We start from the raw sequence: 11,590 nt of genomic DNA on the forward strand, positions 1-11,590 counted from the left end.
GGCGGCGCCAGCAGACGCGAACAAGGCGTCAGCCACGGTGGGCAACACGGCCAAACCGGAACTGGCCATCTTGCCGGAATCGATCACGTCGTCGCGGGTCTCGGAACGGCTGCCGAACTGCATGCCGCCATAGCGCACCGAAGTGCCCCACATGCCGATGCTGCTGACCGAATCGCCGACGCGCAGGTTCTCGTCTCCCATCTTTTGGGTGTACGAGGACTGTAAGCGGGTCAGGGTGTCGGCGCTGGCGGCTGGATCCAGCGAGGCGGCGAAACTGTAGTCGACCTTGCCGGCATCGCTCAGCACCTGAGCATTCACCGAGGAATAGGCCGGATTGAGCGAGCTCGCGCGCACCGCCACGGTCTCAGGTTCGCTGACCTTGGGCACGGCGCAGGCGGTCAGCGCCAGGGCCGGAAGCAGAACCAGGGATGTCCGAAACGTGGTCGCAATCATCAGCGGCCCAGTGTAGGCAACCGGGCCCGGTCTGGCCATCAGTTGAGCCCTGTAAGTGTGCGGATTACGTCGCATTTTCAGGGTCGAATGGGCTACCTTGCGGGTCCGGCGCGGGCCGCGTCACGAGCCTGTAACTTCGGCTGTGGCGGTGTGTTCTGAAGCTAAACGACGACATCATCGTGGCAAGGCAACCCCCGGACACCCAACGCCAGGACGACTTCGCAAGCTTCATGCGTGCTTATCAGGACATGGTCTTCAACACCGCCGCGCGGATCACCGGCCGCGACGGCCCGGCCGAAGACATCGCCCAACAGGTGTTCCTGAAGGCCTATGAAAACTTCGCGCAGTTACAGACCAGCCCCGCCGCCGGCGGCTGGCTCAAGACCGTGGCGCGCAATCTGGCCCTGAATCACGCCACTCGGTATCGCCGTCGCTGGCGGTTCTTCTCGGAAATGCGCAGCGACGACGCCGATGACGATATGGAGATGGACATTCCGCAGCCCGATGGCGAAGCCGTCGACCTGGATGCGGACGCCCGTCGCGCCATCGTCGCCGACGCCTTGAATCGCTTGCCCGAGCATCGCCGCCTGCCGCTGGTGCTGTACCACTTCGAAGAAATGTCTTACGACGAGATTGCCAAGCAGCTGGGTATTTCGCTGCCCAAAGTGAAGATCGACATCCTGCGTGCACGAGCAGCCCTGGCGAAGATCCTCGCCGCTCGCGGCCTCACGGCGGAATGTTTCTAAAGGCCGCCCTCATGAACACTCCCCTGAATCGTCCTGTGAATCGTAACGACCGCGAACGACAGCTGGAGCAGCTGATCGACAAGGCGCTGCGCGACCAACCTTCGCTGCGTGCGCCGGCCAGCCTGCAAGACAACGTGATGGCGGAGATCGCGCGACGCGCGGCTGCACCTTGGTGGCATGGCAGTTTCTCCAGCTGGCCGATGCTGGCGCGTGTGTTGTTCCTGGTGGCATCGGTGGGCCTCATCAAGCTGGTGCTGGAAGCCGGCTCGCTGGTGGCCGGCGGCCCGATCGATCCGAGTGTGCGCAGCGCTGCGCTGTTCGCCGAGGTTTCCTGGATTCCCGCGTTGTTCTCCACCTTCGGCGCCGCGTTGCGCGGTCTGCCGTCGTTGTGGATCTACGGCGGCCTGACTGTGCTCGCCACGCTCTATCTCACGTTGTTCGGTGTCAGCGCAGCTGCGTACCGAACCTTGTATGCGACCCGCTAACGGCGCTTGGTGTTGTATGAATCGTGTGCTTCAAACCTTGATCCTGTTCGCGACGGTGACTTGCCTGAGCGGTATTCACCCAGCTCAAGCGCAGGAACCCGCGCCACCGGCGGCCACTGCGGCTGAACGCGAAGGCGATCTCGCCGTCGAACGCGCCGACCAGCAAATCGAACGCGCAGAGGATGAAATCGCCGCTGCCGAACGACTCGAGCGTCGTATCGAGCGACGCCTCAATCGCCACCACGAACAAGTTCTGATTCATGTCGGTGACGACTCTTCGTTGCCCGCCGGCGATTACGCCGATTCGGTGATCTCGATCCTCGGCTCGGCGAGCGCTGCCGGTGAAGTCGGCGAAGTAGTGATGGCACTCGGTGGCAATGCCACCGCGACTGGTCCAGTAGGCGAAGCCGTGGTCGCATTGTTCGGCGACGTGTTTGTCGACAACGAAGTCGGTCAGGACGTAGTTGCGCTGTTCGGTAACGTGAAGCTGGGTCCGAACGCCGTCGTCGATGGCGAAGTCGTGTCGATGGGCGGCACCATCACGCGCGATCCGGCCGCGACCATCCGCGGCGGGCAACAACAAATTGCGTTCGGTCAGAAGCTAGGCAACCTGGATTGGCTCAAGCCCTGGTTCGAGAAATGCCTGATGTACGGCCGCCCGCTGGCGTTCGATTCCGGCATCGCCTGGGCCTGGTGGCTGGCCTTCGGCTTCCTCGGCATGTATGTGCTGCTGGCTTTGATGTTCGATCAAGGTATGCAGCGTTGTGTCGACACGCTGGAAGAGCGACCGGTGCAATCGGTAATCGCGTCAGTCGTGGCTGTGTTGTTGTCGCCAGTGCTGATCGTCGTGCTGCTCATCACCGTCATCGGAATTGCATTGGTGCCCTTCCTCGCGCTGGGCCTGATGTGCGCCGCCTTGTTTGGCAAGGCCGTGGTGCTGGCCACAATTGGACGACGCATCACTCGCCTCACCGGCATCGGTGCGTTCGGTCACATCGCGGTCGCCACTTTGTTGGGCGGTTTGATCGTGATGTTGTTGTACACGGTGCCGGTGTTCGGCTTCATCGTGTCCAACCTGATCGGTGCACTGGGCTTGGGCGTGGTGGTGTACACGCTGATGTTGGCTATGCGCTCGAATAGTGCGCCTGCCGCTCCGGCCGCCGCCGCCGCCGCAGGCAATGTTTCTTTGGATCCGGAAGCTCCGGCCGTCGCACCTGGCATCGTCGGCGATGGCAGCACCGTGCCGCCACCGCCGTCGTCGTCGGAGTTCCATCCGACCAACGCCGAGCTCAACAGTCTGCCGCGCGCAGGCTTCTGGCTGCGCATGGGCGCGCTGATCCTGGACATTCTGTTGATCGCCATCATCGTGAACTGGCTGGAACCCACTGAGCACTTTTTCGCAGTGGTGCTGGCCGGCTACGGTGCGTTGATGTGGAAACTGCGGGGCACCACCATCGGCGGCATCATCTGTAACTTGCGTGTGGTACGTACTGACGGCCGCGACATCGAATGGGAAACCGCAGTGGTACGCGCGCTGGGATGTTTCCTGTCCATCATCCCCGCCGGCCTCGGCTTCATCTGGATGGTATTCGACAGCAACCGCCAGACCTGGCACGACAAGATCGCCGGCACGGTGGTGGTGCGCGTGCCGCGCAATCAACCGCTGACCCGCTGATCCGAACCGGGTTGGATTCAGCCGCGGCAGGCTTTACAGTGGCGAGCTGTTGTCCTCGTTCGCTGAATAGTCAATGGAAGCTGCTAACTCGCCCGACGCGCCGGACCAGACAGTCATCGGCGTGGTCTCCGACACACATGGCCTGCTGCGTCCGGAAGCCCTCAAGCATCTGAGCGACGTGGAACGGATCATTCACGCCGGCGACATCGGCTCGCCGAACGTGTTGGAAAAACTGCAGACCCTGGCGCCGGTCAGCGCGGTCCGCGGCAACAACGACAAAGGCAGCTGGGCCGAAGCCATTCCCGAATCGTTGTTGTTCGAGATCCGCGGCCATTCCATTCATGTGCTGCACGAGCTGGCCAAGATCGACATGAGCCCGTCGGCGGCCGGCGTTGCCGTGGTCATCAGCGGCCATTCGCACAAACCCGAAGTCGAAGAGCGCGACGGCGTGTTGTTCCTGAATCCGGGCAGCCTCGGGCCGCGGCGCTTTCGGTTGCCGATAGCGCTGGCCAAGCTGTACATCACCGATACCGCCGTGCGCGCGGAGATCATCGAGATCCGTCTGCCCCACTAACGAATCAGGACCGGTTCGCGCCGTGCGCGACTCCAGTTGCCGAGTCGCTGCGAATATCGAATCGTCCCCCATTGTCGGCCTCCGTCATGTGCGAGCGAGTCGTCATAGCCAATCAAGCTGCCGTGGAACGCGAGTTTCCACAGCTGCGTGCGTGGTGGCGTTTCGAGCCCAGCTACAACGTCTCCACCCGTAACAACGTCCCGGTGGTGCGCCTGCATGACGGCGAGGTCGAAGGGGTGATGATGCGCTGGGGCTTGATCCCCGAGTGGGCTGAGGGCGATCCGCTCAAGGCTTGCACCACCAATGCGCCCACCGATGAACTGGATCGTAACAAGGCATTCAGCGGCGCCTGGTGGCGGAGTCAACGCTGCATCGTGCCGATCTCAGGCTTCTACGGTTGGCAACTCACGCCGCATCAATACTTGCAGCCCTACTTCGCGCGCTTGGTGAATCGCTCGGTGTTCGGAGTGGCCGCGATCTGGGATCGCAGCGTAAACAAAGACGAAGACGACGTGATCGACAGCTGCGCGCTACTGACGGTGGAAGCGAATCAGCTGCTGGCCGACGTTCACAACACGTCGCGACGAATGCCAGCCATCCTGCACAAGAGCGAATACGAACCGTGGCTGCGAGGATCGACCGCTCGCGCGCGGTCGCTGCTACGCACGTACCCACAAGAAAGAATGGTGACGCATGCCGTCAGCCCGAGGATCAACTCACTCAGGTTCAACGATGAGCGGTTGATCCACCCGGTGCGGTACGGCTGATGGTTACTACTTGATCGACAGTGACGTGTAACCGAGGCCATCGGGCTCGCGCCCGGCCTTGAGACGATTCACGATCTGCAACGAATTCAGATCGATCACCGTAATCGTGTCCGCGTTGGTATTGGCCACGAAGGCCAGCGACAACGCGTCCGGAATCAAAATGCCCACCGGCACCGGTCCGGTACCGAACTGAGACACCAGCGGCCGAGCCTCGCCGTTGGTCAGCTTCTCGCCGTCTTTTTGCATGGGAATGCTGGCCAACTTTTTCTTGGTCGCGGTATCGAACACAGCCACATCGCCGGACTTGGCATTGGACACCAGCGCACGTGTGCCGTCCGGAGTGAACTTGACCCGAATCGGGATTTCGCCCGGCTGCAAGGTCGCGGTGATTTTCAATGTCTGCGGATCGACGATGGACACCGTGTTGGCGTCGCGATTGGTCACCCACACTTCGCTGCCATCCGGCGACACTGCGATACCTTCAGCGCCCTTGCCGGTCACCACGTCGGTAATCCGTTTGTTAGTTGCCAGATCGATGACGGTGGTCGAGCCCGAACCGATGTTGGCCGTGAACGCGCGCCGATGTTTGGGACTGACCGCGACCATGTGCGAACCGACTTGATCGGTGGCCACCGCCTGTTTCACTTTGCCTTCAGTGACGCCGACGATCAGCAGCGCTTTGCTGGCCTCGACCGTCACTGCAACTTCATCGCCTTGCAGCCAGACGATGCCGTGCGGCCGGCTATACGCGCCGAGATCGATGGTGCGTAACACTTGCTGACCCGGCACGTCGATGACGGTCAACGTCTTGCCCGGATTGGCCGAGTCGCCGTAGTTCGCGACCACCGCGGTTTTGCCATCGCCGGACACAGCCACTTCATGCGGCGCGTCGCCGGTGGGCAAGGTCGCCTTCACCTGATTGCTGGCCAGATCGATGAACGACACCGTGTCATCCGATTTGTTGAGTACCAGCAGCGTGCCGCTTGGCGCCGCGACGGCGGCTGCAGCGAAACTCAGGGCCAGCAACACCGGTGCGAACATATATTTCATGATGACTCCTGCAGCGTCTCGAGGTCCCATCGCCATTGACGATTCTGCCGCCGTGAATTGCGTGCTCACTCACCGCGGCCGTTAGCTAGAATCAGTCGCTCGTTACAGCGTTCCGATTGTACCCCAGCCCATGAATGTGCCTGCCGTAGCCGAGCCGCGTCGATTGCTAACCGGCGTGCTGCTGGCCGGCGCCGGCGCCATCGCGTTTTCGTGCAAGGCCATCATCGTCAAGCTGGCGTATCGATACGGCGTGGATGCGACCACGACCATCATGTATCGAATGTTGTTCGCGCTGCCGCTGTTCCTGATCTTGTCATGGTGGGCGGGACGCGGCCGGCCCTCCCCCAGCGCTCGCGACTGGCGCACGCTGTTCGGCCTGGGATTTTGTGGTTATTACCTGGCCAGTTATCTGGATTTCGCCGGCCTGCAGTACATCAACGCCAACCTGGAACGCCTGATCCTGTATTTGAATCCCACCATCGTGCTGCTGGCCGGCAAGCTGCTTTTCAAAAAGGCCGTGACGCGGCGGCAATGGCTGGCACTGGGCGTCAGTTACATCGGCGTGCTGCTGGTGTTCGGCCACGATGTCCAGGCCGGATCGGATATCGCGCTCGGCGCCGCCCTGGTGTTTGGCAGCGCCGTGAGCTACGCGCTTTACTTGGTATACAGCGGCGAGGCGGTCCACCGCTTGGGCGCGTTACGGGTCACCGGCTTGGCCACCACCATCGCTTGTATCCTGTGCATCGGCCAGTTCTTTATTCTCAAGCCACCGGCGGCCATGATCGTCGCGCCGGAAGTGCTCTGGCTGTCGGCACTCAACGCGGTGTTGTGTACCTTCGTGCCGGTGCTGATCACCATGATGGCGCTGGAGCGCATCGGTGCCGGCATCACTGCGCAGATCGGCATGATCGGGCCCATGTCCACCATCCTGCTGAGCGTACTGATCCTGGGTGAGCCCTTCACCCTGTGGACCGGGCTCGGGACCGGCCTGGTGCTGGCCGGCGTTTGGGTGCTGGCGCGGCGCCCGGCGGTCAGGTCGGCTTAGCCGCCGCATTCGTGACCAAGCGGAATTTGCTCCGTGCATCGGTGACGACGCCGAACTCACTATAATGGCGGCCCTCGCACCCATCACGGTCGAGCATCGGAGTGAAGCGTGCAGTCCATCATCTCGGTTCGCAACCTGGTCAAGACCTATGCGTCGGGGTTCCAGGCCCTGAAAGGCGTGGACCTCGACATCCGCCGAGGTGAAATCTTTGCATTGCTGGGCCCGAACGGCGCCGGCAAGACCACGCTGATCAGCATCATCTGTGGCATCGTCAATGCCACCTCCGGCAGCGTCACCGCCGACGGCCACGACATCCGCAAAGAATTTCGCGCCGCGCGCGCCAAGATCGGCCTGGTGCCGCAAGAGCTCAGCAGCGATGCGTTCGAAACCGTCTGGGCGACGGTGAATTTCAGCCGCGGCCTGTTCGGCAAAGCTCCCAACACCGCGTATCTGGAAAAAGTGCTGCGCGACCTGTCGCTGTGGGACAAGAAGGACAGCGTGATCATGGCACTGTCCGGCGGCATGAAACGTCGCGTGATGATTGCGAAGGCGTTGTCGCACGAACCGCAGATTTTGTTTCTCGACGAGCCCACCGCCGGCGTCGACGTCGAGCTGCGACGTGACATGTGGGACATGGTGCGCTCGCTGCGGGACAACGGCGTCACCATCATCCTCACCACCCATTACATCGAAGAAGCCGAAGAGATGGCCGACCGCATCGGCGTCATCAACAAGGGCGACATCATTCTGGTCGAGGACAAGAACGTGCTGATGCGCAAGCTGGGCCGCAAACAGCTCACCTTGCATCTACAAACTCCGTTGCAACAAGTGCCGACACAGCTGGCGAATCGCCAGGTCGAGCTGGCCGCCGACGGCACGCAGCTCATCTACACGTTCGACGCGCAGGCCGACGCGACCGGTATCGCCAGCCTGTTGCGTCAACTCAACGAGCTCGGCATCGATTTCAAAGACCTGCACACCAGCGAAAGTTCGCTGGAGGAAATTTTCGTCAGCTTGGTGCATCAACAATGAACGCTTACGCCGTCAGCGCCATTTATCGCTTCGAGCTGGCCCGCTGGTTTCGCACGCTGGTGCAGAGCCTGCTATCGCCAGTGATTTCCACCTCGCTGTATTTCGTGGTGTTCGGTGCCGCCATCGGCTCGCGCATGGCCGAGATCGAAGGCGTGAGTTACGGCGCGTTCATCGTGCCGGGACTGATCATGCTATCGGTGCTGACGGAGAGCATTTCCAATGCGTCCTTCGGCATCTACATGCCGCGCTACTCGGGCACGATTTACGAAGTGCTGTCGGCACCGATCTCGGCGATGGAAATCGTCGTCGGTTACGTCGGTGCCGCGGCCACCAAGTCCATCATGCTCGGCCTGGTGATCCTGGCGACCGCGCGACTGTTCGTTCCCTTCAGCATCGAGCATCCGTTGTGGATGGTGTCGTTCCTGGTGCTCACTTCGCTGACCTTCAGCTTGTTCGGTTTCATCATCGGCATTTGGGCCAGCGGCTGGGAGAAGTTGCAGATCGTGCCCATCATGATCGTGACGCCGCTGGCTTTTCTCGGTGGCAGCTTTTATTCCATCAGCATGCTGCCGCCGTTCTGGCAGAAGGTCGCGCTGTTCAATCCGGTGGTGTATTTGATCAGCGGGTTCCGCTGGAGCTTCTACGGCGTGTCTGACGTCGCAGTGGGCATCAGCCTGGGCATGACGTTGCTATTCATGACGGTGTGCTTGATCGTGATCTGGTGGATGTTCAAGACCGGCTACCGGTTGAAAGCCTGATCATGACGACTGCAATTGTGTTTCGTCGCGCTACCGACCGGGACGCCAGTTCGCTGGCGACGCTCGCCGAGAAAACCTTCCGCGACACGTATGCTCAGTTCAATACGCCGGAGAACATGGAGCACCATTGTTCCAAGTCCTTCGGCGAACACATTCAGCTGGCGGAAATCAGAGACGCCGGTCGCGAGAGCTGGCTGGGCGAGATCGATGGCCAGCTGGTCGCCTTCGCGCAGCTCATTGTCGATAAGCCTTGCTCGGCCGTGCCGGGGAAGCGCGGCTCAGAGGTCCTGAGGTTCTATGTCGATGCCTCTCAACATGGCAAAGGCGTGGCCTATCGAATGATGGATCATCTCGCCGGGCGGGCCACCGAGCTGGGCGCGGCTGTGATGTGGCTGTGTGTTTGGGATCAGAACGCTCACGCTGTCGGCTTCTATGAAAGATGCCGGTTCGAGAAAGTGGGCACGACGACTTTCCAGCTCGGTACTGAAACTCAGCATGACTTCGTAATGAGCCGCGCACTGTAAAACAAGGAGCCCCGCATGACCGCGCCGATGCTTTCCCGTCGCACTGTCTTGCTTGCCACCGGCGCAACCGCGCTGACGCTATCCACGCGTTGGGCGCACGCCGCTCCGTGGAAGGGCTATGGCAACGCAATCGTCATCGATGGCTTGGGCGGTCCAGGCAGCCTCACTGCCGAACCCGGCGCGCCGCTCACCGAGGCACACATCAAAGATGTGCGCGATAGCGGACTGACTGCAGTGCTCGTGACCATCGGACCAGTCGGCACGACCGCGCCCGATGAAGCCTTCAAAGACGCGGTTCGCAGCATGCTCAACATGGATCGCGAGATCGCGCGCCATCCCGACACGTTCGTCAGAATCCGGACCGCAGCCGACATCACCGCGGCCAAGAAAGCCAAGCGCACTGGTTTGATTTACGGCGTGCAGGACGGCGTGGCTTTCGAAACCGACTTGGATTTACTCGCAGATTTACATCTGCTGGGTCTGCGCGTGGTGCAGCCAACTTATAACCGTCGCAATTTGCTTGGCGATGGTTGTATGGAAACTGCAAATGCTGGCTTGAGCCGCACCGGTATCGAAGCTATCGAACGACTGAACTCGCTCGGCATGCTGGTCGATCTCAGTCACTGCGGTCGACAGACGTCAGCCGATGCGATTCGCGCGTCGAAGCAGCCCGTTGCGTTCACGCATACCGGCGCAGCCGCCGTCGCCGATCATCCTCGTCATCGCACCGATGCCGAACTGCGCGCGGTTGCCGATAAGGGCGGTGTTTCCGGCGTGTTCGTCATGCCGTATTTGGCCGGCGGCAAGCAGCCCACCGGCGCCGACGTGGTTCGACATCTGGAACATATGATCAATGTGGCCGGCGAGGATCATGTATCCATCGGCACAGACGGGACCGTTTCGCCCGCCGTGATCGATCAGAAATACAAAGACGCCTTCGCCGACACCACCCGCAAACGCAAAGAAGCTGGCATCGCCGCGCCCGGCGAAACCGAAGACGGCTATCTATTCGCCAACGATTTGAACACGCCGAATCGCCTGGACACGCTCGCCCAGATGCTCGCCGATCGCGGCCACAGCTCGACTCGGATCGAGAAGATTCTGGGCCGCAATCTGCTGCGCGTGTTCTCGGAAGTGTGGCGCGGGTAAGTTAGTTCGCGCCGCTGGCTTCGGTCGGTGCAGTCCACGCTGGGCCGGAGAATTCGGTTTCGATGATGACGTTCACTTCGTCACTCACGCCCATCTTGGTACCGGGCGCGGGAATGCCGTACGTGATACCGAACTCGGAACGTTTCAGCACGCCGGTGGCAGAGAAACCGATGCGGGCGTTCTTATCCATCGGATGGCCGGCGTAGCCGCCGTTGAATCGTGCTTCCAACACCATCGGCTTCGTCACGCCCCGCAGCGTGAGCTCGCCGTTGATGCGCATGGTGCGCGCACCAGTCGGCTCGACGCTGACGGAACGGAATGTGATTTCCGGATACTTCACTGCGTTCAACCAACCTTCGCCCAACAGCTCGGCATTGAAGTCCAGCTGCGCCGGATCGGGATAATCGGTCTCCAACGATTTGACATCGACCGTCACCGTGACCGTCGATGTCGCCAGATTGTTTGGATCGAACTGCAACTGCGCCGTCGCCTTCTTGAAGCGCGCCGTGTAATTCGAAAAGCCCAAATGATCGACACGGAACAGAATGCTGGTGTGGGCCGGATCGATGGTATACGCCCCCGCCGGCACAGCCACCGGCTCTTCCGCCGGCGTCGCCGGTGCAGCCGCCGATTGCGCAGCCGATTCTTTCGCAGCCTCGTGCTTAGGCGCACACGCGGCCAACGCCGCTAGTAAGCTGAGTGCCAGTAGTCGTTTCATCCGTCATCCCCATGGTCGGTGTGATTGTGGCTCGTGTGATTTAAAGACGTGCCGCCAGAGCGCCGGCCGACACGGCTGACATATTCTGAGTCGATTCCGGGCCGGTTGAGCAAGATCCAGACTGAACGGCGTGCCTCCAAATCCTCCGGGGGCGCGAATGAACCAGGCGAACGTGCTGTAAAGGGGTTCCCATGATCAGGCTTGCGTTGCTGGTGGCCGCGCTGTTGATGACCGGCTGTGCCTCGCACGAGGGGCGGCCGAGCAATGCCCGGATCGGGTCGGTGCGGCCGGTGGACGTGACCGTGACCCGGGATTTCGTCTACACCCCGCCGGGCTGGCCGCAGGAACTCAAGGCCGACCTGTACAAGCCGGCCGGCAACGGGCCGTTCCCGGGGGTGATCATGATTCATGGCGGCGGCTGGGAAGGCCGCTCGCGAGCGGACATGGACAGCATTTCCCAGCGGGTGGCCGAGCGCGGTTATGTAGTGTTGAACATGTCGTACCGCTTCGCCCCGCAATGGCATGTCCCGGCGCAGCTCCAGGATGTGCAGCAGGCGATTCTGTGGCTGCGAGCGCATGCCTCGGATTTGAACGTGCTGAAGAATCGCATCGGC

At 61.5% G+C, this 11,590-nt stretch carries 13 protein-coding genes and 1 pseudogene; 11 read left to right on the forward strand and 3 right to left on the reverse strand.

Annotation, left to right across the window (positions count from 1 at the left end; genetic code table 11):
* A pseudogene (locus tag JNL55_RS04110) lies at positions 1 to 492 on the reverse strand (hypothetical protein); the annotation flags it as partial.
* 140 nt (positions 493 to 632) lie between these two features.
* Here JNL55_RS04110 and JNL55_RS04115 point away from each other — a divergent pair.
* From JNL55_RS04115 to JNL55_RS04135, 5 genes are all read left to right on the forward strand, one after another.
* The gene (locus tag JNL55_RS04115) at positions 633 to 1,199 is read left to right on the forward strand and encodes an RNA polymerase sigma factor (protein ID WP_293849633.1); all 567 of its coding nucleotides are present in this window, start codon (positions 633 to 635) and stop codon (positions 1,197 to 1,199) included.
* An 11-nt stretch (positions 1,200 to 1,210) separates the two neighbouring features.
* Complete coding sequence (locus JNL55_RS04120; protein ID WP_293849635.1) at positions 1,211 to 1,684, forward strand: hypothetical protein; 474 nt, start codon at positions 1,211 to 1,213, stop codon at positions 1,682 to 1,684.
* A gap of 16 nt (positions 1,685 to 1,700) precedes the next feature.
* Complete coding sequence (locus JNL55_RS04125) at positions 1,701 to 3,359, forward strand: RDD family protein (RefSeq protein ID WP_293849637.1); 1,659 nt, start codon at positions 1,701 to 1,703, stop codon at positions 3,357 to 3,359.
* Between the two features lie 73 nt (positions 3,360 to 3,432).
* A complete protein-coding gene (locus tag JNL55_RS04130) occupies positions 3,433 to 3,933 on the forward strand; it encodes a metallophosphoesterase family protein (protein WP_293849639.1) in 501 nt (166 codons plus the stop codon).
* Positions 3,934 to 4,019: 86 nt separating this feature from the next.
* Positions 4,020 to 4,700 carry an SOS response-associated peptidase gene (locus JNL55_RS04135; RefSeq protein WP_293849642.1) on the forward strand — a complete coding sequence of 227 codons (681 nt, stop codon included), beginning with the start codon at positions 4,020 to 4,022 and terminating at the stop codon, positions 4,698 to 4,700.
* 6 nt (positions 4,701 to 4,706) lie between these two features.
* Here the strand turns inward: JNL55_RS04135 and JNL55_RS04140 are convergent, their stop codons facing one another.
* The gene (locus tag JNL55_RS04140; protein ID WP_293849645.1) at positions 4,707 to 5,750 is read right to left on the reverse strand and encodes a cytochrome D1 domain-containing protein; all 1,044 of its coding nucleotides are present in this window, start codon (positions 5,748 to 5,750) and stop codon (positions 4,707 to 4,709) included.
* Positions 5,751 to 5,880: 130 nt separating this feature from the next.
* On the opposite strand from JNL55_RS04140, the gene JNL55_RS04145 reads away from it, so the two are divergent.
* The 5 genes from JNL55_RS04145 to JNL55_RS04165 all read left to right on the forward strand — a co-directional run bounded on the left by JNL55_RS04145 (position 5,881) and on the right by JNL55_RS04165 (position 10,258).
* Positions 5,881 to 6,795 (forward strand): DMT family transporter, encoded by a 915-nt coding sequence (locus JNL55_RS04145; protein WP_293849648.1) that lies wholly within the window; start codon positions 5,881 to 5,883, stop codon positions 6,793 to 6,795.
* Between the two features lie 108 nt (positions 6,796 to 6,903).
* On the forward strand, positions 6,904 to 7,827 hold the full coding sequence (locus JNL55_RS04150; RefSeq protein WP_293849651.1) for an ABC transporter ATP-binding protein: 924 nt from the start codon (positions 6,904 to 6,906) through the stop codon (positions 7,825 to 7,827).
* On the forward strand, positions 7,824 to 8,585 hold the full coding sequence (locus JNL55_RS04155; protein ID WP_293849654.1) for an ABC transporter permease: 762 nt from the start codon (positions 7,824 to 7,826) through the stop codon (positions 8,583 to 8,585). The genes JNL55_RS04150 and JNL55_RS04155 overlap by 4 nt, the downstream gene beginning before the upstream one ends.
* Before the next feature lie 2 nt (positions 8,586 to 8,587).
* On the forward strand, positions 8,588 to 9,109 hold the full coding sequence (locus tag JNL55_RS04160) for a GNAT family N-acetyltransferase (protein ID WP_293849656.1): 522 nt from the start codon (positions 8,588 to 8,590) through the stop codon (positions 9,107 to 9,109).
* 15 nt (positions 9,110 to 9,124) lie between these two features.
* Positions 9,125 to 10,258, forward strand: a complete 1,134-nt coding sequence (locus JNL55_RS04165) for a dipeptidase (RefSeq protein ID WP_293849658.1) — start codon at positions 9,125 to 9,127, stop codon at positions 10,256 to 10,258.
* A 1-nt stretch (position 10,259) separates the two neighbouring features.
* Here the strand turns inward: JNL55_RS04165 and JNL55_RS04170 are convergent, their stop codons facing one another.
* On the reverse strand, positions 10,260 to 10,976 hold the full coding sequence (locus JNL55_RS04170) for a YceI family protein (protein ID WP_293849661.1): 717 nt from the start codon (positions 10,974 to 10,976) through the stop codon (positions 10,260 to 10,262).
* A 191-nt stretch (positions 10,977 to 11,167) separates the two neighbouring features.
* Between JNL55_RS04170 and JNL55_RS04175 the strand changes: the two genes are divergently transcribed.
* The coding region (locus JNL55_RS04175; protein ID WP_293849663.1) for an alpha/beta hydrolase at positions 11,168 to 11,590 on the forward strand (423 nt) is incomplete at its 3' end.

Source organism: Steroidobacter sp., from assembly GCF_016790065.1.
In the GTDB taxonomy this organism is placed as follows: domain Bacteria; phylum Pseudomonadota; class Gammaproteobacteria; order Steroidobacterales; family Steroidobacteraceae; genus Steroidobacter.